Source organism: Paenibacillus sp. OK003 (assembly GCF_900109515.1).
GTDB classification, from domain to species: domain Bacteria; phylum Bacillota; class Bacilli; order Paenibacillales; family Paenibacillaceae; genus Paenibacillus; species Paenibacillus marchantiae.
In genome coordinates this window covers 126,249-148,787 of sequence record NZ_FOBD01000007.1, presented here as the reverse complement: position 1 = coordinate 148,787, position 22,539 = coordinate 126,249, and the positions used below count along the sequence as shown (strand labels likewise).

The 22,539-nt window shown below is 47.5% G+C and carries 25 protein-coding genes, 1 pseudogene and 2 other annotated features; of the genes and pseudogenes, 3 read left to right on the top strand and 23 right to left on the bottom strand.

Going from position 1 to position 22,539, the window contains the following annotated elements; translation table 11 throughout:
• Positions 1–151 precede the first annotated feature (151 nt).
• The 7 genes from rhaD to BMW94_RS12525 form a co-directional block, all read right to left on the bottom strand.
• Complete coding sequence (gene rhaD / locus BMW94_RS12550) at positions 152–1,003, bottom strand: rhamnulose-1-phosphate aldolase (protein ID WP_090998747.1); 852 nt, start codon at positions 1,001–1,003, stop codon at positions 152–154.
• Between the two features lie 402 nt (positions 1,004–1,405).
• Positions 1,406–1,735, bottom strand: coding sequence for a GNAT family N-acetyltransferase (locus BMW94_RS30930; RefSeq protein WP_254790220.1), 330 nt, complete (start codon positions 1,733–1,735; stop codon positions 1,406–1,408).
• 20 nt (positions 1,736–1,755) lie between these two features.
• On the bottom strand, positions 1,756–1,926 hold the full coding sequence (locus tag BMW94_RS30925) for a GNAT family N-acetyltransferase (RefSeq protein ID WP_254790219.1): 171 nt from the start codon (positions 1,924–1,926) through the stop codon (positions 1,756–1,758).
• Between the two features lie 189 nt (positions 1,927–2,115).
• Positions 2,116–2,403 (bottom strand): hypothetical protein, encoded by a 288-nt coding sequence (locus tag BMW94_RS12540; protein ID WP_090998745.1) that lies wholly within the window; start codon positions 2,401–2,403, stop codon positions 2,116–2,118.
• A 177-nt stretch (positions 2,404–2,580) separates the two neighbouring features.
• Entirely contained in the window at positions 2,581–3,069 is a 489-nt protein-coding gene (locus BMW94_RS12535; protein ID WP_090998742.1) for a DinB family protein, read from the bottom strand.
• A gap of 26 nt (positions 3,070–3,095) precedes the next feature.
• On the bottom strand, positions 3,096–4,007 hold the full coding sequence (locus BMW94_RS12530; protein WP_090998740.1) for a helix-turn-helix domain-containing protein: 912 nt from the start codon (positions 4,005–4,007) through the stop codon (positions 3,096–3,098).
• A 298-nt stretch (positions 4,008–4,305) separates the two neighbouring features.
• Complete coding sequence (locus tag BMW94_RS12525; RefSeq protein ID WP_090998738.1) at positions 4,306–4,725, bottom strand: NucA/NucB deoxyribonuclease domain-containing protein; 420 nt, start codon at positions 4,723–4,725, stop codon at positions 4,306–4,308.
• Between the two features lie 227 nt (positions 4,726–4,952).
• On the opposite strand from BMW94_RS12525, the gene BMW94_RS12520 reads away from it, so the two are divergent.
• Both BMW94_RS12520 and BMW94_RS12510 read left to right on the top strand, forming a co-directional pair.
• A complete protein-coding gene (locus BMW94_RS12520; RefSeq protein WP_090998735.1) occupies positions 4,953–5,216 on the top strand; it encodes a DUF2642 domain-containing protein in 264 nt (87 codons plus the stop codon).
• 381 nt (positions 5,217–5,597) lie between these two features.
• The gene (locus BMW94_RS12510) at positions 5,598–6,125 is read left to right on the top strand and encodes a hypothetical protein (RefSeq protein WP_090998731.1); all 528 of its coding nucleotides are present in this window, start codon (positions 5,598–5,600) and stop codon (positions 6,123–6,125) included.
• Positions 6,126–6,185: 60 nt separating this feature from the next.
• On the opposite strand, the pseudogene BMW94_RS12505 reads toward BMW94_RS12510, so the two are convergent.
• The 9 genes and pseudogenes from BMW94_RS12505 to BMW94_RS12465 all read right to left on the bottom strand — a co-directional run bounded on the left by BMW94_RS12505 (position 6,186) and on the right by BMW94_RS12465 (position 13,237).
• Positions 6,186–7,263 (bottom strand): annotated as a pseudogene (locus BMW94_RS12505) (flavin-containing monooxygenase).
• Between the two features lie 209 nt (positions 7,264–7,472).
• Positions 7,473–7,709 (bottom strand): hypothetical protein, encoded by a 237-nt coding sequence (locus BMW94_RS12500; RefSeq protein WP_090998729.1) that lies wholly within the window; start codon positions 7,707–7,709, stop codon positions 7,473–7,475.
• A gap of 90 nt (positions 7,710–7,799) precedes the next feature.
• Positions 7,800–9,431 carry a chaperonin GroEL gene (gene groL / locus BMW94_RS12495; RefSeq protein ID WP_063564477.1) on the bottom strand — a complete coding sequence of 544 codons (1,632 nt, stop codon included), beginning with the start codon at positions 9,429–9,431 and terminating at the stop codon, positions 7,800–7,802.
• 73 nt (positions 9,432–9,504) lie between these two features.
• Positions 9,505–9,786, bottom strand: coding sequence for a co-chaperone GroES (gene groES / locus BMW94_RS12490; RefSeq protein WP_024630746.1), 282 nt, complete (start codon positions 9,784–9,786; stop codon positions 9,505–9,507).
• A 449-nt stretch (positions 9,787–10,235) separates the two neighbouring features.
• The gene (tatC, locus tag BMW94_RS12485; RefSeq protein WP_090998727.1) at positions 10,236–11,021 is read right to left on the bottom strand and encodes a twin-arginine translocase subunit TatC; all 786 of its coding nucleotides are present in this window, start codon (positions 11,019–11,021) and stop codon (positions 10,236–10,238) included.
• A 78-nt stretch (positions 11,022–11,099) separates the two neighbouring features.
• Positions 11,100–11,348, bottom strand: a complete 249-nt coding sequence (tatA, locus tag BMW94_RS12480; protein WP_090998725.1) for a twin-arginine translocase TatA/TatE family subunit — start codon at positions 11,346–11,348, stop codon at positions 11,100–11,102.
• Positions 11,349–11,550: 202 nt separating this feature from the next.
• Positions 11,551–12,036 carry a MogA/MoaB family molybdenum cofactor biosynthesis protein gene (locus BMW94_RS12475; RefSeq protein WP_024630749.1) on the bottom strand — a complete coding sequence of 162 codons (486 nt, stop codon included), beginning with the start codon at positions 12,034–12,036 and terminating at the stop codon, positions 11,551–11,553.
• A 37-nt stretch (positions 12,037–12,073) separates the two neighbouring features.
• Positions 12,074–12,577 carry a cyclic pyranopterin monophosphate synthase MoaC gene (gene moaC / locus BMW94_RS12470; protein ID WP_082935190.1) on the bottom strand — a complete coding sequence of 168 codons (504 nt, stop codon included), beginning with the start codon at positions 12,575–12,577 and terminating at the stop codon, positions 12,074–12,076.
• 15 nt (positions 12,578–12,592) lie between these two features.
• Positions 12,593–13,237 (bottom strand): 5-formyltetrahydrofolate cyclo-ligase, encoded by a 645-nt coding sequence (locus BMW94_RS12465; protein ID WP_090998723.1) that lies wholly within the window; start codon positions 13,235–13,237, stop codon positions 12,593–12,595.
• Positions 13,238–13,515: 278 nt separating this feature from the next.
• Here BMW94_RS12465 and abc-f point away from each other — a divergent pair, with 278 nt between their 5' ends.
• Positions 13,516–15,474: a ribosomal protection-like ABC-F family protein gene (abc-f, locus tag BMW94_RS12460; protein WP_090998721.1), complete on the top strand. Its 1,959-nt coding sequence runs from the start codon at positions 13,516–13,518 to the stop codon at positions 15,472–15,474.
• 519 nt (positions 15,475–15,993) lie between these two features.
• Here the strand turns inward: abc-f and BMW94_RS12455 are convergent.
• From BMW94_RS12455 to BMW94_RS12420, 7 genes are all read right to left on the bottom strand, one after another.
• A complete protein-coding gene (locus BMW94_RS12455) occupies positions 15,994–17,550 on the bottom strand; it encodes a 2-isopropylmalate synthase (RefSeq protein ID WP_079695244.1) in 1,557 nt (518 codons plus the stop codon).
• Positions 17,551–17,763: 213 nt separating this feature from the next.
• Positions 17,764–18,110: a binding site (T-box leader), on the bottom strand.
• Between the two features lie 66 nt (positions 18,111–18,176).
• Positions 18,177–18,534: a binding site (T-box leader), on the bottom strand.
• A gap of 269 nt (positions 18,535–18,803) precedes the next feature.
• On the bottom strand, positions 18,804–19,859 hold the full coding sequence (tsaD, locus tag BMW94_RS12445; protein ID WP_090998716.1) for a tRNA (adenosine(37)-N6)-threonylcarbamoyltransferase complex transferase subunit TsaD: 1,056 nt from the start codon (positions 19,857–19,859) through the stop codon (positions 18,804–18,806).
• A complete protein-coding gene (gene rimI, locus BMW94_RS12440; protein WP_090998714.1) occupies positions 19,856–20,377 on the bottom strand; it encodes a ribosomal protein S18-alanine N-acetyltransferase in 522 nt (173 codons plus the stop codon). The genes tsaD and rimI overlap by 4 nt, the downstream gene beginning before the upstream one ends.
• A gap of 17 nt (positions 20,378–20,394) precedes the next feature.
• Positions 20,395–21,243, bottom strand: a complete 849-nt coding sequence (gene tsaB / locus BMW94_RS12435) for a tRNA (adenosine(37)-N6)-threonylcarbamoyltransferase complex dimerization subunit type 1 TsaB (RefSeq protein WP_090999076.1) — start codon at positions 21,241–21,243, stop codon at positions 20,395–20,397.
• Positions 21,244–21,245: 2 nt separating this feature from the next.
• Positions 21,246–21,728 carry a tRNA (adenosine(37)-N6)-threonylcarbamoyltransferase complex ATPase subunit type 1 TsaE gene (gene tsaE / locus BMW94_RS12430; RefSeq protein WP_090998712.1) on the bottom strand — a complete coding sequence of 161 codons (483 nt, stop codon included), beginning with the start codon at positions 21,726–21,728 and terminating at the stop codon, positions 21,246–21,248.
• 192 nt (positions 21,729–21,920) lie between these two features.
• A complete protein-coding gene (locus tag BMW94_RS12425) occupies positions 21,921–22,100 on the bottom strand; it encodes an H-type small acid-soluble spore protein (RefSeq protein WP_090998710.1) in 180 nt (59 codons plus the stop codon).
• The gene (locus BMW94_RS12420) at positions 22,100–22,396 is read right to left on the bottom strand and encodes a hypothetical protein (protein ID WP_090998708.1); all 297 of its coding nucleotides are present in this window, start codon (positions 22,394–22,396) and stop codon (positions 22,100–22,102) included. The genes BMW94_RS12425 and BMW94_RS12420 overlap by 1 nt, the downstream gene beginning before the upstream one ends.
• Positions 22,397–22,539: the final 143 nt, after the last annotated feature.

Sequence of the window (22,539 nt, the reverse complement as noted above, 5' to 3'; positions counted from 1 at the left end):
ACAAAGCCGCGCTTTATCAGTTTTTTGAACGTTTTTGAACCAAAATGGCGTTTGTTCGCTGAAAAAAAGGAAATGGCCTTTGGTTTAATAAACCAAAGACCATTCATATTAGACTGTGTTGTAGCTCTTTCTTTTATACGATTTCGATCCGTCAAACTTCTATGCCCAATATACCAGGACGTGGAGTGACACCGAAAGCTTGGGCCAATGTAGCTAGCTGCTCATCCGTAATTCTCTGTCTGATCTCATGGCCTGCAACCAGCATATACACCTGAGCCGCTTTCTCAATAGTCTCTATAAGGCCAAAAGCTTCATCAATCGTTGTACCCGTTCCAAAAATCCCGTGCTGCGGCCAGATGACCGCGTGGTATTCCTTCATTTTCTTAGCCGTTTCCCGTCCGATTTCATTCGATCCAGGCACCATCCACGGAATAATACCAACACCGTCAGGAAATACGACAACGCATTCCGTACACATCTGCCACAGCGTCTTTGTAAATTTCATTTCATCCAACTCATGTATAAAGGTCATTGCAAGCACATTGGTCGCATGGTTGTGCATCACAACCCGGTGTTTCGGGTCGACTTTCAGACGTTCGATATGGCTCATAAAATGGGTAGGTAATTCACTGGTCGGATTGGCCCCCGACTTTAGTCCCCACAGCACTTCCAGCTCCTGTCCATCATCCGATACACGCAAGACCCCCAGATTACTCTCTGGATCAGCCAATACATTTTTGAAATATTTGCCCGAAGCGGTCACGATAAAATACTTTCCTGCCAGCTCATGCATCGAAAATGCAGGTTTGATCTTGCGAATAACATGGTTAACATCGATGTATTGGGCGACTTCCTCTTTCTCCAGCAAATAGCTGACATTGCCACCATTTCGTTCATCCCACCCGTTTTTCCACATATGTTGAGTAATCTCCGCCATCTCACGGACAAATGGGATATGGAAGCCCGCCGCCTGCGTTGTTTCATTGGTAAGGGTCACGTTCATCATCATTCTCTCCTCATGATAAAAAAATAAAATGCTCGTCACGCACATAGTAAGTTCCTTTTTTCACATTTATTATACCTTTGTTTATCTTTAAAAGTCAACATTTCACAGATAAATATACTTTATTTATTTTTATTTATTTTTGTTTATGTTTGTTTTATATACATTTATAAAAACAAGCAAAAAAATACCTCACCGGCGTCCGGCGAGGTCAGTCACACATCTATCTAACACGAGAAGGGGTTTACAAGAATTATCTTACCTCTGCTACCTTAATAGAAGCTGAAAATGAAATAAAAAAACGATGAAAACCCATTTCCCAAAAAATAATGGTCACCGCTTCTTTCCATCATTCAAGCTATATATTTAAAGACGTTGTGCTGCCCTGAATGTGGAACATATTTATTCCTTTTTCAGCAAATAGGACGGGTGCATCAGCCCTGTCGGTTCATAACGCTCATCCCGTACATATTCGAAGCCCAGCTTGGACAGCATGTGGCGTGACACTTCATTATCCGGGTGATGCCTGGCAAACAAAGCTTTCACCTTCAGTTCGCCAAATGCATAGTCAATCACCGCCCGTGCCGCCTCCATAGCGTAGCCTTTGCCCCAGTAATCTCGGGTAAGATGAAATCCCAATTCGTATATCTCTTCTTCCGGAGAATATGGACGCAAGCCGCAGCAACCGACAAATACTTCCGAATCTTTCTCAAACAGTGGCCAGTATTGCATTCCCGCGTCCTCTTGCCTTTTTATTCCTGCGTCAACCGCGCTTCCACTTCATCCTCGCTCAGAAATCCCTTGCTACTGATCCACTTCGTTACCTCATGATCTCCCCATAGAGCTGCCGCCAGAGCACGGTCTTCTTCACTCCATGTCGAGAATACAAGCCGCTCGCTTTCAAGAAACGTTGTTCTGTTCATCGTCCAATACCCTCCTGTTTCACAACATCAGTCTGTATGCTGTTTCTAATATAAATTACTCGAATGGTAGCCTATGTAAACAAAATTATGATCTAAACCTATTAGATCAGTGATGTCAGCACCATAAAAAAAAGAAAAACCTCTGCAGACAACATGTCCGACAGAGGTTCACAAAGCACGCTACATTCATTAGAAATCAGATATCGCGATTTGAATCGTGCCTGTTGAAGCACCTGCGGCAGTAGTCAACAGTGCAGCTACAAGCAGCAAATCAACAGACAACGTAAGGCTGTTGTCAGCTGGGATCATATACGTGATCACTGGAGCGTTAACACGAGTCACAACCAGATCTACCGGGGCAGGACCAAAATTGTTCACTGTGATGCTGGCATTCGTGCCTCCAGCCAGGTTTTCATAAAACGATTCACCCACGCTTGCAGCCAAAGAATAAATTTGCTGTGGTAAAAGGATGGCCATGGAAATCACCTCCTTTTGCTTTGATACGGTATTCTATGCTTGGAATCTATTAATGTAACGGTAGATTGACCGCGCGATAACGTCCATTTTAATAGAGATGCTAGAATACTAGACACAAAAAAAGCCCCGCCAGTCATTAGGCGGAGCCAATTACACAAAACTTATACTCTAAGATGATTAAGCGTACAGCATGAAAAAGTTCAACTCATGCCCTTGCTGTTTCAGGTAATTATACAACTGTGAACGGTGATGGAACACATGCGTTAGCGTTTCAATCTGCCATTGAGCCTGCAAATGACCGTGCTCCATATAGAAAGCTTTGGTTGAACGATTCAACAGATCTTCTTCGCTCAGTGATACAATATAAGCTTTGTAGGACTCCAAATTCCCCCAAAGTGTTGCCTCCAATTTTTCAATATCCTCGATCCCTGACAGACTATTCTCTACCTCACCAACCTCGGCTTCGTTCTTCTCCTGCATAATGGCAAGGTCCGATGCCGTGATCTGAATAAAATGATGGACCAGTTCCACCAGTGAACGCATATTGTCCTGCGGGCGGTAAGCCCAATCCTCTGGACGGATCAGACGAATCAGGCTCGCCCCCGTACGTACTCCCGTCTCCAATTCATTGAGCAGATGATCCCGCATTTGCATAGTTCCATTCATATATGATATCTCCTTTACTATTATTCTCACGATTTCAGTATACCGGAAGGGGCAATCGACTTATTGTACAAATCGGACAACCTTTGTTGATGTTCTTTGGCAGCGGTCAGCGGAGTTTCTCCATAAAACTTGCGGAATTGACGAATCAAGTGGGCTTGGTCAAAAAAACCATGATTCAGGGCCAGCGCTGCCCCGTCCGCCGTATGCCCCTGATGAATACTGCCCAGTACACGGTGAAAACGAACCACCTCACTGAATCGCTTCGGACTGATTCCGATCCATTCTGCAAACTTCCGATGCAGCTGGCGTTCACTGACAACTTCTCGCATGGCCAGCTCACTGACGCTCATACGTCCCCCATCGATAAAGATACGATGCAGCACGTTTTTCATCAAATCAGTCTCGTATGTATTGGTTTGCACGGATAGTGGACTCAGATAGGCATTCATTACCTCCCCCCGTTCTTCAAAGGTTCTTGTTCCAGCCATCCGCTCCTGAAGCTCATTCAACCTGACTGGCCAACATTCCTCAAGCGGAATTCGCATGTCCGTAAATCCTTCCAATGGCAAACCATGAAAGACGTACGCCCCACCCGGAAAAAAACGTACGCCAAATGTATAATCGGCGGAAGGACTTACATCGGATGCCTCAGGCGCAGCGAACGGATGCGAATAATTGCCACAGTATGCATAGGTATGAACCGAACGGACCGCGTCGTATGTAATCAGCATGTCCGTGCAGCCATCCGGTAATACCCGAGCCGGTACTGATATAGTTTCCTGATCTTGCTCTCCCGTGTGCGGAATAGAACCCGATTCCCAATAACAGGCTACATGAGCCATTAGGGAAATAGAAGGTATTTGTTCAATATAATACGTGTTCCGATCTGTCCCATTTATCTGAATGGGTCTGAACAGCGGATGCAGGCTGGGGTCCACGAACCATCCCTCCGTTACTAGCATTTATGTATTTATCTATCATACCATCAACCGATGAAATGAAGAAAAAAGTGCCCCGCCGGACGATCCGACGGGGCTAGTCACACATCTATTTAACACGAGAAGGGGTTTACAAGACTTATCTTACCCCTACTACCTTAACGGAATCTGAAATGAAGATGAAAAGAACATCAAATTTTATGGACAACTCCGGAGACTTTCATTGCTCCCATGAAGGATTAAGCGCCCTAGCCATGGCTTGGATATACTCCTGGCTAAAACGCCGGCAGTGCTTCATTCATTTCACTGTAAACTTGACCCTTGTTCCATCGGCATACTGCTCCAACTGATTGCCCACCCAGGAGCCAGCTCCCCTGTTATCACTTGGACTTATGTATCTGATATCTGCGCCCGCGCCACCTTCTTCACACATCGCCATCGGCCATTCATCCCGGTCATAACCCGTCTTGGTCGGATAGCCTTTCAGCGACTCTCTGCGATTGGCATCCGCCCCATCCCGGTCAATGGTACAAACTGCCGAATGTCCTGCTGCGATGGCGTCACGGATATGTGCCCCTGTCTCCGGGTAACGATCCATCGGGAAGGTCAACGTGTATGTGGTAGCAGCACCTTGGACTGTCGAAGAGGGCTGTACATATACACTTCCAGATAAAGCCATAACGAAAATAAGGACAAGCATACACCACTTCTTAACCATTCTAACACCTCCAAATAATGTTAAATACTCTCTAATTTTACAGACGGATTGTGAGAGAGTATCGCACCATTTGTAAAATAAATGGAAGAAATGATGTTACATGTTGACCTATTGACAAGCGATTTGCCTTGTTGGAATTTTAAAATGATGGATTTCAGGTCAAACGCCCAGTCGTTTGGGTAGGCAATCGCATAGAATGCCGTATAAATGATTTGGGAGGTTTTTTCTTGAATAATTATCCAATGATGCATCCAATGGTCAACTCACATTATGTACCGCACATGCCACATAACATTGTCGTTCATCCAGTGGATCATTGCGTAGTCGAAAGTCTGATGTCCCTGGTGGGAAAAGTAGTTATCCTGGAAACGACTCGCGGCAGACTGGATGGATGTGTGGTCGCGGTTAAACATGACCATGTTGTACTGGAGGAAAGAAACAGAAAATTCTTCGTGCGCATTGCCGAAATCGTCTGGATTATGCCTGACTAAATACCGATTGAGGGCTATCGAACCGAACGCCTCTTAAAATGGAGGATCAGACCACACCTAAGAGATGACTCCTGTGCAGCACGTGCTGCACAGGAGTCATCTTTTTAGTCTGCTCGCTCCACTGTCCCTATTTTTTAAAGAGACGCGTACTGGTTTAAAGTTTCCCAAAGGAACATTATAATGAGAGTACGAAATAACGATGCATTACGAGGTGAGAATTTGCAATATCTGTTTACAATACTATTCATCCTAGGCTTTATGGCTTTTTTCGTATTTGTTGTTTTGATAATCTTATCCATACGAAAACATAACCGGATACCGATAAGATATGTAATTTTAACGGCGGCATGTTTTGCAATTGCTTCGATCGGAATGTATGGCATGTTGACTTTACCTTCAACTCCTCTGCAATCATTTGGGACAGATCACACAGAGAAACACGAATCGAATGCCTCTGGCTTCCATATGACAACCGTGGAATTCAAAAACAAGTTCAATGGCGCCGTGGGCAAATACCGACTGAATGGTTTGAGTATTACCCGCTTGGATATGAAAGACTCTTCCGAGCAGAGCACTGGCGTGTTCGAGTATGTATTCAATGATAAATTACGATTGGTTGGTACTTTAAATTCAGATCAAAAAGTGCAAGAAGTCAGGCTGTACTGGACTGGTGATGTCAACGAACCAACAGGTGGAATCTTTTTGACGGCTATCGCTACACTTATTCTGACCACCAATAGCGAGTACACGTATAATGATGCGCAAGACGTGATTCAGGTTATGGGCATATTGGATCGTGATGTAAGTCAGAGTGATTTTGATGGAGCGACGGTTCGAAATGGATATGAATATCGCTTCAGCGTAGAGGATCATGATCTCTCTACTTTTGAAATAACTGTTGCGAAATGAGACCCTATTGTGTAAAGAGGCCGCTCCATGAAGGAACGGCCTCCCGTGTGCGAGAGTTACTCAATGGTGATCTTGCCTTTGAATCACATGATTAACGATCCTCTGAGCATCGTATTTAACCCATCCCAACAGTGCTGAACCTCGTGATGTTTGCCAAGGCAGCCCTACAAAGTACAGTCCAGCAACCGGTGATACGCCTCTCTCGTGTAAAATTTCACCTTGGGAATCAAAAGCAGTAGCGATATCAATCCAACCATCATTTCGTTTAAACCCAGTCGCCCAGATTATATTGTCTACGGGTGTCTCACTCCCATCCTCATATAGGATGCGGTTATCTATTGCATTTATAGCACGTGGACACTTGTTAACTTTCCCTTGGGTGATCAACTCTTTTAACTCATAGCCATATACGTACTCAGACTGATTGCGTAACCATTTTCCGACCATACCATCTGCACTTGCACGTAATACTCCGAGGTAATACTCCGAGCTTTTCGAAATACCAGAATATACTTCGTTTCATGATATGCAAAGGCCTAAAGGTTATATTTCGAGCTATGGATATGTATACGGTTTGTCTATCATCTGATGCTAACTCCACGGCGATTTGGGCACCTGAATTCCCTCCGCCTACGACTACTGTTGTTCCAGGAAGCAATTGAGAAATATTTTTATACTCTGATGAATGAAGCTGAATTACATTCTCGGATAATGACTTCGCAAAATGAGGAACATTCTTGGTCTGGAAAGGTCCTGTCGCAACGATAATATTGCGCGCCTCAATCATTCCATCATTAGTTTCAGCTTAGTACACCTCATCTTGCTTCGAGAGACGAGTGATTAAACAGTTTAACTTTATTGGAAGCTCCATTTGTTTAGCATAGTTTTCAAAATAATCTGCAATTTCATCTTTGCTTGGCAGGCTATTTTTATTTCCACTAAGAGGCATTCCGGGTAATCCGTCATACATTCGTGGGGTAAAAAGACGCAAGGAATCATACCGTTTACGCCAAGATTCCCCGACAGATGAGACAGCGTCAACGATTAAAAAGGTTAGCCCCGACCTCTGAAGATCGTAACCTGCCGCCAAGCCTGCTTGCCCGGCCCCGATAACTAATACATCATACATATGTATCATCTCCAATATCGCTTATGTATTAATATATGAGTACTTATTCATATGTTCATTTTACTTAACTATTGTCTATTTAGCAATAGTAGAAAATATCACTACTTTTTTTAAAAAAATCAACATTAAAAAGACTCCCTCACGGGAGCCTTTAATCAATTCATCCTAGTTTGCTTGTAACGTATCTTTAATGCTATTCCTGATATGCTGGTTATTTTTCACCTGGTGTATTGATCGATGTCATCGATCGCAGACTGGTGCTCTCTTCTATGATGGTCTTCATGTTGACGAACGTCGTTCTTTAACTTGGCTAAGAATCCCCACCCCATAAATACAAGTAAAAGTACGGTAATCAAAGCATAAGCAAAGCTATATTGATTCATGTAAAAATTGATAAAAATTGCAGCGAGCATCAAGCCCAAAATCCACAATGTCCACTTCGTGCCCTTTCTCAAATGATTTCCTCCCTCGATCTTAGTAAATGAAAAAGGCTCCCTTTCGGGAGCCTTCATCTATCGGCATTACAAAAGGTTTTTATACCTTTATTACATCATGCCGCCCATTCCACCCATACCGCCCATGTCAGGAACGCCAGCAGCGCCTGCAGGTTCTGGTTTGTCAGCGATAACCGCTTCAGTAGTCAGGAACATTGCTGCTACGGAAGCAGCGTTTTGCAATGCATAACGTGTTACTTTCGCAGGGTCAACGATACCCGCTTCGATCATGTTAACCCACTCACCAGTCGCAGCGTTGAAGCCTACGCCAGTTTGCTCTTTTTTCAGACGTTCCACGATTACGGAACCTTCTTCGCCAGCGTTAGCTGCAATTGTACGGATTGGTGCTTCCAAAGCGCGCAGGACGATGTTTACGCCTGTTTGCTCGTCACCGGACAGGGCTACGCCTGCAACCGCGTTGTATACGTTCATGAGCGCTGTACCACCACCGGATACGATACCTTCTTCAACCGCAGCGCGAGTTGCGTTCAGGGCATCTTCGATGCGCAGTTTGCGTTCTTTCAATTCTGTTTCAGTAGCCGCACCGACTTTGATTACTGCTACACCGCCGGACAATTTAGCCAGACGCTCTTGCAGCTTCTCTTTGTCGAACTCGGAAGTTGTTTCTTCCAGTTGTGTACGGATTTGGCTTACACGTGCATCGATATCGGATTTGTTACCAGCACCGTCAACGATGATTGTGTTTTCTTTCGTTACACGGATTTGACGAGCTGTACCCAGTTGTTCCACAACAGCGGATTTCAGGTCCAGACCCAGTTCTTCCGTGATCAATTGGCCACCAGTGAGGGCAGCGATATCTTGCAGCATTGCTTTACGACGGTCACCAAAGCCAGGAGCTTTAACAGCTACAGCGTTGAATGTTCCACGCAATTTGTTCACAACCAGCATCGCCAGTGCTTCGCCTTCGATATCTTCAGCGATCAATACAAGCGGTTTGCCTTGTTGTACGATTTTTTCAAGCAATGGCAGGATTTCTTGCGTGTTGGAGATTTTTTTGTCTGTGATCAGGATGTACGGGTTGTCCAGAACAGCTTCCATTTTGTCCGTATCCGTGATCATGTATGGAGAGATGTAACCGCGGTCGAATTGCATACCTTCAACCACTTCCAGCTCGGTAGCGAATCCACGGGATTCTTCAACCGTGATAACGCCGTCTTTACCCACTTTTTCCATAGCTTCAGCGATCAGTTCGCCTACTTCTTCGTCAGCTGCAGAGATTGCTGCAACTTGTGCGATGGATTGTTTGGTTTCAACTGGTTTGGAGATGGATTGCAGTTCAGCTACAGCAGCTTTAACCGCTTTGTCGATCCCTTTACGGATACCGATTGGGCTGGCGCCTGCAGTTACGTTTTTCAAACCTTCTGTGATCAGCGCTTGAGCCAATACAGTTGCAGTTGTTGTACCGTCACCGGCAACATCATTGGTTTTGGTTGCTACTTCTTTAACCAGTTGTGCACCCATGTTCTCGAATGCATCTTCCAGTTCGATTTCTTTAGCAATCGTTACACCGTCATTCGTGATAAGCGGGCTTCCGAATTTTTTCTCCAGAACCACGTTACGGCCTTTAGGACCGAGTGTTACTTTAACTGCATTAGCCAATGCGTCCACACCACGAAGCATGGAACGACGAGCGTCTTCACTGAATTTAATGTCTTTAGCCATGGTAAGAAAACCTCCCTAGTATATTGTGTAAAATGGTGTTGCTATATGGTTCGGTTAACCGATTAAATTTGAATTAGTCGAGAATCGCGTGAATATCGCTTTCTTTCATAATCAAATATTCTTTACCTTCGAACTTGATTTCTGTACCGGCATATTTGGAGAAAATAACGCGATCTCCTTCTTTCACTTCCAGAGCTACACGTACTCCGTCTTTCAATACTCCTGCGCCAACAGCAATAATTTTACCCTCTTGCGGTTTTTCTTTTGCGGAGTCCGGCAGTACGATCCCGAAAGAAGTTGTTTGCTCTTGCTCCAGTGGTTCTACCAATACGCGTTCACCTAAAGGTCTGATCATGAAAAATAGCCTCCTTTTGAAATTATATAACGTTACATTGTAGGTTGTAGCCATATGTATTAGCACTCGACAGTGTTCAGTGCTAACAACCAACTTTATGATACTTCAACTTGAAGCATGATTTCAAGTCCTTTTCATGAATTCCTGCGAGATTTTACGTTGTATTTACACCAAGCCAACCAAAAAACTCCCGGTGTGCCTGCGTAAATGCCGTATTACCTTATTAACTTATTCCACAGAATCCGTAAGTCCTCCTGCATCGTTCTCAGGCAGCCCTTTTCCATTGTATCCATTGTTGAACATAATATGCCTGCTTGTCCCGTTCGTCAGAACATAAGCTGTAAAAGCTTGTCTCCCTTTAGTTCCCGGGTAAGAACTGATCGCCTTATCCCGGGACGGGCACCATACAAGATTATCATAGTTACAAAAATCGTATGGAATCTCTCTTGTTATACTGCGCTCTGCTTATCATCCTCGTCACGAACATAACGTGACTCGATCGCTGCATCAGCTGCAAGCTGTTTGCGATACACAAAGCCAGAGAGAAACACACTGACCTCATATAACAGCAGCAAGGGAATCATCACCAGAAAATCGGAAATAAAGTCTGGCGGTGTGACCACAACCGCAATGAAGATCAGGACAAAATAAGCGACTCTGCGCATTTTGCGAAGCCGGATGGGATTCAATATCCGTAGTCCTGTCAGGAACATAATAATTAACGGAAGTTCAAACAACAAGGATACCGGCAGTACAAGGCCAAACAAAAAGCTGAAATACTGCTTCATTCCGTAGGTCTCGACAAGCCCCATTTTTTCCGTAATCGATGAAGTAAAAGAAAGTGCCATCGGGAAAACAACGTAATATGAAAAAGCCAACCCGATCAGAAACAACAGAAATACATAAGGTACATACTTCAGCGTGGCTTTCCGCTCACGCGGCCGGAGACCCGGACTGACAAACTTCCAGATCTGAAACACTGTAAACGGCAGCGTAATGACCAGTGAGAACAGACCGGCAATCTTCATGTAGATGCCAATCCCGTCCCAGAACGAGAATGCATGCAACACAAACCCCTGAGCGGTCTCTGCCTTCGTTAGATATTGATACACCGGGTCCGCCACCAGAAAGCCTGCCACCAGCCCCAAAATAAAAATGCTCAACACATAAATCAACCGCTTGCGCAACTCACTCAAATGTTCTGTAATCGTCATTTCTTCCTTCTGCTGCGTCATGCCTGCCCCCCATTGTTGCCAGCTTAAAATACAAAACCCTTCCGGCAGGAAGGGATTTCTCTTTCATTGCCGTCAAAGTTATTCCGGCAGGCGTTTATCCTCAGGCTTGTCTGCAGATGCCGTCTCAGATGCCAGCGGCTTCGCCTTTTCCTGCTCCTTGCGACTGGATGAATCATCATCCGCAATAATCTCACGTGCGCCTTCTTTGAATTCACGGAAAGTGCGTCCGACGGCTCGCCCCAGTTCCGGAAGCTTGTTGGGTCCAAACAAAAGCAACGCGATAACGGCCAGCAATATAAAACCTGTTGGTCCAATGGAACTAAACATTGATATTATTCCTCCTCATTTCAAGCTTCAAAGATGCACACGCTTGGCCATAAGCTCATGGATGTCTTTGCTTCATTTTGAATTATGTCAATCATACCATAGATGTAACCACTTACATAACCCACATTATTCACAAAAAAAGACCTCGACATCCAATCATTTTTCCTGCTTGATTTCACACCTGCTACTATATGTTTCACACTTATTGCTTGAACTGCCCCGTAACCATCAACAATGCTTCCGGAAGCTGGTCCATAATGGCCGCCAAATGCTCATGCACACCCTTCGGTGTACCTGGCAGGTTGACAATCAATGTACGTCCGCGAATACCGCATACGCCGCGGAACAGCATCGCAGAACGATTTTTGCCCATGACACTGTATCTCATAGCTTCCGCCATGCCAGGGACTTCCCGTTCAATGACCCTCCGGGTTGCTTCTGGAGTAATATCACGAATCGCAAGCTCCGTACCCCCAGTAGTTAATACCAAATCAGCGTGAAAATAATCTGTCATCTCAATCAAAGCTGCGATAATCTCATCGGGTTCATCGGGAACGATGCGGTACTCCACGATTTCCCCACCCAGTTCTTCTTCCACAAGTTCCCGGATCACTTGGGCACTCGTATCCTCACGTTCCCCGCGGGCCCCTTTGTCGCTGGCTGTCAGGATTGCTGTTCTCCACACCATAAAGATCACCCTTCTCCTCTATGAAAATAAATGTCCCTTATCGGCTGAAATCGCCGTTTTTGCCACCACTTTTGGAATTCAGCATGGTTGGACCGATAATCATATCTTTTTGCATGGCTTTACACATGTCATAGATCGTCAGTGCCGCTGCCGACGCCGCCGTGAGCGCCTCCATCTCGACACCTGTCTTTCCTTCGGTTTTGACCGTAACTTCAATCTGCAATTCATCGACACCGTTGTCATGAAAACGAATATCCACACCCGTCAATGCCAATGGATGGCACATCGGAATCCAGTCCGACGTCTTCTTGGCGCCCTGAATACCCGCAATTTGGGCCACAGCTAGAACGTCACCTTTACCGATGCGGCCCTCCCGAATGGCTTCAAGCGTAGCCGGATTCATCGTCACTTTGGATACCGCCACAGCTGTACGCACAGTACTTTCCTTACCTGAAATATCAACCATCCGGGCTCGTCCCTGTTCATTAAAATGAGTCAGTTTACTGCCCGAAGCCTGGTCGTTATTCGTTTCTGAATTCAATCACATCACAACCCTTTATTCGATATGTAATATACCTTCGGTTGTTATCAACAGATCAAGCCGCAGATCAAGCGGGTCCATCGGAATTTCATCTTGAAGCTGGCCCGGCAATACCAATGCAGCCATCCGTGGTCTTTTGTCCGTCATCGCACATTTTGCTGCAAGTGTCTCGGCAAAACGATCATAATAACCGCCGCCATAACCAATACGCCCTCCACGGAGGTCATATCCCAGCCCCGGTACGATGACTAGATCGATATCCGGCCAGCGATCAGGTGGCAGCACTTCACAGGAATCCTTGGGTTCAGGTATTCCCCATATTCCCGGCTGAATATCCTGTTCACCCATGATACGCCGCAATTCCATCCGAGCCGGATTCGCCAGCACTTTCGGTGCGAGCATCCGATCTCCATGCTTCCAGCCCTCTTCAAATAAAAAGGCTGTAGATGCTTCGCTTCCATAAGACAAATAGCTAAAAATCATAAGCCGCTTGTTCTCCAGCTTCCATTTGTCCCGTCTAAGGCGCTCCAGCTCCAGCTCCCGCTTCGTCACATGATTAATCTCAGTCATCACCTGCTGACGCATGCTTTCATCCATCAGATCCCGGCTCTGTCTCAGCTTGGAACGAAGACGGCTTTTCTGTTCCGTATGATCCTGCATGTCCTTGAATAACCTCCTGTTGATCGGGAAGGTAAACTAGCTTTCCATTCAAACCATTTATATGTTATGCACCAGTTGTCATCGTGTTGGAATCGTTAAAATGATTCATTTTCTGCAAAATCCTCATGTATTAACATGCCTTCTTTCAGTTTATCATTGATTGACCAAAAAGACTACACGCCCCAGGCACTCCTAATCGGTGCATTTGCTCTGTATTTCATGTAAACTGGGATATAGTTGTCATATCAAGAACTGGACCTATGGAGGAACTTAATTTTATGCTGCTGCAAGTATCCGGAATTATCAAACGTTTTGGTGTCGATCCAATCCTGGACGGCGTGAACTTACAAATATTAGAACGCGAGCGCATCGGCCTCGTTGGTGTTAACGGTGCAGGAAAATCCACTTTGCTCAAAATCGTAGCTGGGGAAATGTCCTACGATGGCGGACAGATTTTCAAATCCAAGGAAACAACGCTTGGTTACCTCGCACAGAACAGCGGACTGCAATCCGATCGCTCCATATGGGAAGAAATGATGAACGTATTCGCCCACCTAACCCAGGCAGAAGCGGATTTGCGTCAGATGGAGCAGGATATTGCTGACCCCGCGCAGATGGAAGATGAAAAAAAATATGCCGATCTGCTTGAGCGTTACGCCAGACGCTCGGACTGGTTCAAGGATCATGGCGGTTATGAGATGGAAACCCGCATTCGCAGTGTACTGCACGGGATGGGCTTCGGTGAATTTTCACCAGATACCCAGATTGCCACTTTGAGCGGCGGGCAAAAGACCCGTCTTGCGCTTGCTCGCATTTTGCTTCAGGCCCCTGACCTGCTCATGCTGGACGAGCCTACCAACTATCTCGATATCGCCACCTTGACGTGGCTCGAAGATTACCTCAGAGGTTATTCCGGCGCCCTGCTGGTTGTATCTCATGACCGGTATTTCCTTGATCGGCTTGTAACGAACATCGTGGAGATCGAACGGCATCGCTCCAAAAAATATACGGGCAATTATAGCCGGTACATGGAACTGAAAGCCGCCGAGTACGAAAGCCAGATGAAGCAATACGAGAAACAGCAGGATGAAATATCCAAGATGGAGGAGTTTGTTCAGAAGAACATCGTGCGTGCTTCAACGACCAAACGGGCACAAAGCCGCCGCAAGGCACTCGACAAGATGGATCGACTCGACAAACCGATGGGAGATTTGAAGAAAGCTCATTTCTCGTTCGAACCGGCTGTGATGTCCGGCAAGGAAGTACTCCGTGTGGATCAGCTTTCCGTTGCCTACGATGAGGCTTCGCCGTTGTTCCGCAATGTATCTTTTGATTTAAGACGCGGGGAAACGGTTGCTTTGATCGGTCCGAACGGTATCGGAAAATCAACCTTGCTGAAATGCCTCACTGGAAGTTTGCGTCCTGTAAGCGGTGAGATCCAATGGGGTACCAAGGTGCAGATTGGCTATTATGATCAGGAGCAGACCGGACTTAACCCCTCCAATACCGTATTGGAAGAACTGTGGAGCGCCTATCCAGGCATGGAGGAAGCACGCATTCGTACGGTGCTGGGCAACTTCCTGTTCAGTGGAGATGATGTCCTCAAAAAGATCTCATCGCTAAGCGGTGGAGAAAAAGCACGTGTCTCCCTCTCCAAGCTCATGCTCAAGGAAGCCAACATGCTCATTCTGGATGAGCCTACGAACCATCTGGACCTGTTCGCCAAGGAAGTGCTTGAAGCAGCGCTGATGGACTATGAGGGCACGTTGCTGTTCATCTCGCATGACCGGTATTTCCTCAATAAAATGGCTGAGCGTATTGTCGAGCTGCATCCCGGTGGAACAGAGCATTACCTCGGCAATTATGATGATTATGTGGAGAAGAAACAGGAGCTTGAAGATATTGCTCGCGAAGCTGCTGAAGCACGCCTTGCTTCTTCCAAAAATTCGGCCAAATCGGATCCAGCCCTATCCGCAATCGAAAAATCCGGTGCCGCCTCATTCGAAGCAGACAAGCAGGCCAAGCGCGAAGAACGTAACCGCCAGCGTAGGCAGGAAGCTCTGGAACAACAGATTGCGAAGCTGGAAACGGAGATTACAGAGCTCGAAGCACAGATGGCTACGCCTGAAATATTTCAGGACTACATGAAGCTGCAAGAGCTCCAGGAGAAAGCGGAGGATCACAAGCTTCAACTGGCCAAGGCTTATGAAGAGTGGGAAGAATTAGCTATGGAATAACATTAAAATAGAACGGACTTTATATCCAAAGCTGATTCCTTAGGGGGATCGGCTTTTTGGATTGAGCATAAATTGAGAAGTTGAGTAGGATGAGTACCCATTTGTCAATTCCACTCGAATCAAGTAAAATATTTTTACGTTGTAAAGCCTCTCATTTATCCACAAGAAAGCAAGATAGCAAGCAATTCAATTTATTTAATTATACGGCGGTAGAATAGCTTTTTTTGTACAAAAACCATATTTATCCACCAAGTTATACACATTATCCACATCTTTGTGAATATAACTCGACCATTTTATCCCCTAAAGCCTTTTATTTCCGAAAACATTACTGGTTTGACTTTTAGATAGTTACCCACAATTTACACTGAATATGTGGATAACTATAATCACACCTTGACAAACGCATTCGTTCTTTCAATTTTTTTCTCCTATAAAAGGACAAAAGCAGACCTCAGTATTTAAGGCCTGCCTCTGGTTTATATTTGACATAAAGTTATGTGATTTACTGGAGTACTATTACGCGTGCACTGATTCATCACTTTCGGAAGATTCCGCCTTCAGTCCGGCTGCATTACAAGCTGCAACATACGCCAGACCCGCTGCCATAACAATATCATTGTGCGTGGCAGTTCCTCTAAATTCACGTCCTGCACGCTCCACGGTAACCGCAGCTTCTGCACTCGCAGCCTCTCCTCCGCTCAGTGCGTGCATTTCCATATCGACAAACGTAATGTCGTCCGAGATACTTTGACCAATCGCACGAATCGTTGCATCTACCGGACCACCGCCAACCGCAGAATAGGATTGCTCCCCTGCGCTCGTGCGAATGCGAACTGCTGCCATTCGATCCGTCATGCTGCCCGCCGTAACCTGCAATTCAACCAGTTCATAATCCTGTGCAGGAATATTCATGGTCTGGCTCACCATCTGCAATAACTGGTCATCACTGACCACCTTCTGTTGATCGGCAGTTTCTTTAAATATCTCATACAGTTGTTCCATTTGCTGCTCATCCGGTTCAAAGCCATATTTGCGAACCCGATCCTTCAAGGCGTGACGCCCGGAATGTTTGCCCAGAATAATCATGCTGCGTGGAATGCCCAGCGCTTCCGGGTCCATAATCTCATACGTACTCCGATTCTTGAGCAAACCATCCTGGTGAATACCAGACTCATGCTGGAAGGCATTGCGCCCTACTACCGGTTTGTTATAGGCAATTGGGAAATGCATCGCACGGCTAATCTGACGGGAAGTCTCATACATCTGGTTCAGTTTGATATTTGTCGTTGCGCCAATCACATCTCCCCGCGTCTCCAGAGCCATAATCAGCTCCTCCAGGGCACAGTTACCCGTCCGTTCTCCCACACCGTTGATGGTTACTTCAATCTGGGAAGCACCGTTGGCAATCGCAGCCAGACTGTTGGCAACCGCAAGTCCCAGATCGTTATGACAGTGTGCGCTGTAACGAACCTTGTCTCCGCCTCTTGCGCCCTCACGTACCTGACGGAACATCTCTCCATATTCATGCGGCAGTGCGTACCCAACCGTATCTGGCAAATTGATAATACTTGCTCCCGCTTCAATGGCTACTTCGACCATCTCGATCAAATCATCCATCTTCGTGCGAGCCGCATCCATGGCAGTGAATTCCACAATATCCGTGAACTGACGTGCATAGGAGACCATCTCCCGGGCGGTAGCTACGACTTCGCTGCGCGGACGGCGCAGTTGATGCTCTATATGGATGTCCGAAGAGGAGATAAACAGATGAATACGACGGCGTGCTGCGTCAGCCGTTGCTCGAACGGCTGCATCAATATCCCCTTTGACCGCACGCGCGAATCCGCAAATCTCCACGTTTTGCAGTTGTCTGGAAATCGCCTGAACCGCCGCGAACTCACCTGGACTTGAGATCGGGAATCCAGGCTCGATGACGTCAATGCCCAGAGAAGCCAATTGATGTGCCAGTTCAATTTTTTGTTCAGGCTGCAGACTCGCTCCCGGTGCTTGTTCTCCATCGCGCAGTGTTGTATCAAAAATCTCAATCATCCGTTTGTTATTGTTCGTTGTCATATTCATCAACCTCCATCAAATTTGAATGTATATTGGATTTTTGGGATCGGAACGAGGCGTTCACTTCCCGTTTTCTATGTTTATTCATTTTGCACTCCATGCCGGCGTGCACGTCGACTTGCACGCCAGTCTTATTTCTTTCTAAACCATGATTATGGATTCCCATCGCCCACCCTGCTGCCGGCAGCAAACACAAATAACCCGCCATCTCATCTAAGAGACGGCGGGTTATTATCCCCTCCGCGGTACCACTCTTGCTTGATGGTCCAGGCTTGCGCCAGACACCATCCACCTCGTCGTCTCCGGCCTAGATCCATTGCAGTTGCGTACACGCAACAATAACAACCGATCCAGCCGGAGAAACACCCTATAACGGAGGTTAGCCGTTGCTGTGTACCACGATGTCCTTTGGTTACAAGGACAAGGGATGAGACATCGTCTCATCTGTTTCCACAGCTCCGTTCCCGGGCGAGATTCGAACGATTCCAGCCACTGCGTTGCACCAACCCGCAGCTCTCTGTGCGCTTTATCGTTTTACTGCTCCCGTTCATTACATTTATGATATGTGACCATGAATTACATCACCATTTTGAAAATCAAAAAAGCCTGCCATCTCCTGCAATAATGCAAGAGACGACAGGCTGTTCACCTTCGCGGTACCACTCTTGTTGACTTTCATTTCCTTCGAGCTGATCCTGTATGCGTCCATACCGTTATCATTGCCCAAAGTGACAAAAGCCCCCTCAGTTATTGTTGATCTTCTACCGATATGTCATCCGGATTCCATCAACAACGGCCCATTCACGGAGGCAACCCGTAACCATGTACTTTGGGCCATCATCGGCCTTCGGCTTCTCCCGAGGAGTTACCGTGTTCCATCGTTCCGCTTCCAGGTGAGTTTCAGGTTTCCTTTGACTGCGTTGCACCACCCCGCAGCTCTCTAAGACCGGGAAATACCCTACTGTTCCTGTTCATTGCGTTTCAGTTCAGGAATCTATATAAGTCAACAAATGAGTATTTACACTGGCGCTCCGATGACAGAACAACCTTCCGATCTCTGTTATCCCCAGATTTCTTTGATTCCCTTCTCTAAAAGGGAAAATCCGGTGATAAAGGCGAACGCTTCGCTTCTCCAGGTTATTTCTGTCCTCTCCGCTATCGTGTAAATGTTTAGTTGAACATATCGTATTCCTGTTTTAATTTGTAATTAATATACAGTCTTCACTTGAGGCTGTCAAGTCTTCATATGCATGCTATAACGATTGTACAGACCATGCCTCAAGTGAAAGTCCAGGATCAGCTTTGGCATCGAACTCCGAAATTTCTCCCCGCTGCCATTTCAAATACGCTGCAGCTCCAATCATCGCTGCATTGTCCGTGCAATATTCCATCGGCGGGATTAGCAATTCGAGCCCTTCCTTCGCACAACGCTCCTGCAAAGCTGAACGCAATCCCCGGTTTGCCGCAACGCCACCGCATAACAGCAATTGACGTGATCCATACTCACGGACTGCCCGTACTGCTTTTTCTACCAGCACTTCGACGACAGCTTCCTGGAAGCCCCGTGCCACAGCCGATGGTTCAAGTGTTTCTCCGCGCATTTTAGCTTGATTCAGCACATTCAAAACAGCAGACTTCAGACCACTCAGGCTGAAATCATACGAATCGGCTTCCAGCCAGACGCGTGGCAAAGGTACCGCCTGCTCTGCTTCAGCAGCCATCCGGTCCACATGTGGTCCTCCCGGATAGGGACAACCCAGTGCACGCGCTACTTTGTCATAAGCCTCGCCTACAGCATCGTCACGCGTACGTCCGATCAGTTGGAACTTACCTTCGGATTCCATATGCACTAGCTCGGTATGACCACCTGAAACCACCAGTGCCATCGCTGGATATTGCAGCTCATGGGTAAGTCTGTTGGCATAGATATGTCCCGCAATATGATGTGTGCCAATGAGTGGTTTGCCAAGTGCCATGGCCATGGTTTTCGCCGCGACGATACCGACCAGCAATGCACCAACCAGTCCAGGCCCTTGCGTCACGGCGATTGCACTCAGATCACGCGGACGGATGCCAGATTGTTCAATAGCCTGTTCCAACATCAGTGTAATGACTTCAACGTGTTTACGCGAAGCCACTTCAGGTACAACTCCGCCAAATGCCTTATGTGTCTCGATCTGACTGGAGATCAGATTGGACAGCACTTCCCGTCCATCCTTGACTACCGCTACGGATGTTTCATCACAGCTTGTCTCCACGGCCAATATATAAGATGGTGCTGAACTTACCTTTTCATTGAAATCCTTCATGAATCCGTTACGCTTCCTTCCTCTTCGCCGCTCCGGCTCGCAGGCGGCAAATTCGCCCACATAATCATCGCATCTTCCCCATTGTCGGAGTAATACCCTTTGCGAAGACCAGCCGATTCAAACCCTTTTTTCTGATACAAGCTCTGGGCAATCCGATTCGAAACCCTGACTTCCAGCGTCATTCGTTCCATCCCGAGATAAGCCGCCGTTCTCATCAGTTCGTCCAGCAGCTTCTCGCCGAGCTTGCGCCCACGATAAGCTTCCCGGACTGCAATATTGGTAATGTGGGCTTCATCCATGATTGTCCACATACCGGCATAGCCGATCGCTGTACCTTCCAATTCCATGACCATATATTTAGCAAAATGATTGTGTGTCAATTCATTCTCAAATGCTTCTTCCGTCCAGGGCAGGGTGAAGGCTTCATGTTCAATAATCATGACATCTCGAATATCATCCAGAGTCATGAACCTGAACTGAAGCGCTGCTTCCTGCTGATGATTCTCCACGTTGTCCATCTGCTTCCCCTCCCCCTTTAGCCTTTGCGCAGCAGGTTGGCTTCCGCTTCAGCCAGCTGGGTGTAGTTGGGTACGAGCGCATGCACGTCATCTCGCTGACCTGCAAGCAGCGCCTCGGCGCCTAAGCGCCCAACCCAGCGGCCCTCCAGCTCATAGGGTACGAGCTGGAGCGCCGTTCCTGCGGGGCAGCGAAGCTCAGCCGCTGCTGCCGCATGCGGGCCCGTCTCGCCGACAATCCAGACGGCAGCGGGCCGCTCTTCCGGCGCCGCCTCCGCCATGCGGGCGGCGAGGGCTTCCAGCCATCCGTCCACCATACGGATGGCATCTGGCGCCAGCCGCCGGGGCGCAGCGCTCCCGGCGGAGGCAAACAGCGCGGTATAGGCTTGACCGCGCCTTGCATCCACAAGCGGAACGATCCAGTGGACAGGGGCGGCACCTGTGCCGCCCTGGTCCGCGGATGGCGTTCCGCCAGCCCCTGCTGCGGCATCCTCTGCCGCAGCTTCGGCCTTGGCGGCGAGGCCACTGTGCCAGCCGCCCCAGGCCAGGGCCTGAAGGCTGGACACCCCGACAACGGGGATGTCCCAAGCCCAGGCCAGCGTCTTCGCCGCGGTCACCGCAATGCGGATGCCCGTGTACGATCCCGGGCCAATGCCGACGGCAATGCCGTCCAGCTGTCCTGGCTGCGTGCTGCTGGCTTCCAGCAGCTGCTCCATTACAGGCACGACGTGTACCGAATGGTTGCGTTCAGCCCGTTCATTGCGTTCTTCCAGAAGGGCGTGGCCTTCCATCACTGAGGCTGCCATCACCGCAGTCGAGGTATCCAACGCCAAAAACCGCTGGCGCGGCTGTTTTTGTAAATCTTCCATCATCATTTGACTCCATTCTGTCTGAACTGTCGGCACATGGCAGCATAAGTCTCGCCATACCCATCCAGCGTAATCGTTCGATCCTCTGGACCCGTCGTTTCAATCTGCACATGCAAGTGTTCCTGCGGCAGTAATTCGGGAATGATACTGGACCATTCCACCAGACTGACTCCGGTTCCATAGAAATACTCATCCAGTCCAAGCTCGTCCGCTTCTTCCAGCGATATGCGATACACATCCATGTGATATAAGGGCAGACGCCCTTCGTATTCCTTGATCAGTGTAAACGTAGGGCTGTTAACCACGTCACGTACACCCAAATGCCAGGCAAACTTTTGCGAAAATGCCGTTTTGCCCGCGCCCAGATCACCGTCCAGTGCAATCACCATGCCGGCGGTTGCCTGTTCAGCGAGTCTGGACGCGAGTACTTCTGTATCTGCAATGCCATGGGAGTGATACACCCACTGCTCATGCGTCTGATTCAATATACGCCCCACCTTTGGCGGTCAAGCCGCCTGAGTTCACTTTGAACTTTATTATATCGGTCCCATTCTCCCCCCGCAACATCGAAGGAGCAGAAGCAGAGCAGAAGACAGGCCACCATTCACACGAACGACAAATAAACCGGTACCTGACGGCACCGGCCTTCCTAGACATCCTTTACCAAACTTTCTCTTTTACTCTTCCAAACGATCTACACGTACCGTCTGGGTATTCCCCGGTCTGCTGCCCACTTGCACTGTTGCCATGCCATTCGCTTCATCCACATTTTCGATCCAGACCGGATCTCCTTCCAAGGTAACTTCAATCGTATCTTTGGAGTCATAAATGGCTTTCGCGCGTTTCACATCTAACATTATTCATACTCTCCTTCCGGATCATCATGCGATTCCCGCACCATGCTATCTGTCGTACTTTCACCGATATAACCGTTATCTTCTGTAACTTGTCCACCGCCCAAACCCTCATTCACCATCCGGTCAATGTCCAGCATGAACGACTCCCGGTCAAGCGGCAGCTCTTCTGAGGTAATAGCCTCCCAGTTAACCGCTGTTGCAGGCGTATGAAAATCCTCAGACCCTTCCGACTCGGCACGAGGATACGGAGAAAACGTATGGGCGTGAGCTTCAGCTTCGTCTCGTTTGTTCTTCATAGGGGTGCCTCCTGACGTGATAGTTAATAAATAATATCATCCTCTTCCAAAACCAACGTTTGACATCGCAGTTCTTAAAGGATGTTTCTGTTATCATCCCCCACTCTTTCTGAAGCATACCGCTTCCATGGAAATACGGTTAT

Coding starts and splice junctions, on each gene's coding strand:
- rimI (WP_090998714.1), bottom strand. CDS start 20,377: ATGGACAACGTGGAGAATCATCAGCAGGAAGCAGCGCTTCAGTTCAGG.
- groL (WP_063564477.1), bottom strand. CDS start 9,431: ATGGCTAAAGACATTAAATTCAGTGAAGACGCTCGTCGTTCCATGCTT.
- BMW94_RS12535 (WP_090998742.1), bottom strand. CDS start 3,069: ATGAATGGAACTATGCAAATGCGGGATCATCTGCTCAATGAATTGGAG.
- abc-f (WP_090998721.1), top strand. CDS start 13,516: ATGCTGCTGCAAGTATCCGGAATTATCAAACGTTTTGGTGTCGATCCA.
- BMW94_RS12510 (WP_090998731.1), top strand. CDS start 5,598: ATGTTGACTTTACCTTCAACTCCTCTGCAATCATTTGGGACAGATCAC.
- tatC (WP_090998727.1), bottom strand. CDS start 11,021: ATGACGCAGCAGAAGGAAGAAATGACGATTACAGAACATTTGAGTGAG.
- tatA (WP_090998725.1), bottom strand. CDS start 11,348: ATGTTTAGTTCCATTGGACCAACAGGTTTTATATTGCTGGCCGTTATC.
- groES (WP_024630746.1), bottom strand. CDS start 9,786: ATGATCAGACCTTTAGGTGAACGCGTATTGGTAGAACCACTGGAGCAA.
- rhaD (WP_090998747.1), bottom strand. CDS start 1,003: ATGAACGTGACCCTTACCAATGAAACAACGCAGGCGGCGGGCTTCCAT.
- BMW94_RS12455 (WP_079695244.1), bottom strand. CDS start 17,550: ATGACAACGAACAATAACAAACGGATGATTGAGATTTTTGATACAACA.
- BMW94_RS12540 (WP_090998745.1), bottom strand. CDS start 2,403: ATGGCCATCCTTTTACCACAGCAAATTTATTCTTTGGCTGCAAGCGTG.
- BMW94_RS12525 (WP_090998738.1), bottom strand. CDS start 4,725: ATGGTTAAGAAGTGGTGTATGCTTGTCCTTATTTTCGTTATGGCTTTA.
- tsaB (WP_090999076.1), bottom strand. CDS start 21,243: ATGGAAGATTTACAAAAACAGCCGCGCCAGCGGTTTTTGGCGTTGGAT.
- BMW94_RS30930 (WP_254790220.1), bottom strand. CDS start 1,735: ATGCAATACTGGCCACTGTTTGAGAAAGATTCGGAAGTATTTGTCGGT.
- BMW94_RS30925 (WP_254790219.1), bottom strand. CDS start 1,926: ATGAACAGAACAACGTTTCTTGAAAGCGAGCGGCTTGTATTCTCGACA.
- BMW94_RS12425 (WP_090998710.1), bottom strand. CDS start 22,100: ATGTTAGATGTGAAACGCGCGAAAGCCATTTATGACTCCAAAGATACG.
- tsaD (WP_090998716.1), bottom strand. CDS start 19,859: ATGAAGGATTTCAATGAAAAGGTAAGTTCAGCACCATCTTATATATTG.
- BMW94_RS12420 (WP_090998708.1), bottom strand. CDS start 22,396: ATGAAGAACAAACGAGACGAAGCTGAAGCTCACGCCCATACGTTTTCT.
- BMW94_RS12465 (WP_090998723.1), bottom strand. CDS start 13,237: ATGCAGGATCATACGGAACAGAAAAGCCGTCTTCGTTCCAAGCTGAGA.
- BMW94_RS12475 (WP_024630749.1), bottom strand. CDS start 12,036: ATGGTGTGGAGAACAGCAATCCTGACAGCCAGCGACAAAGGGGCCCGC.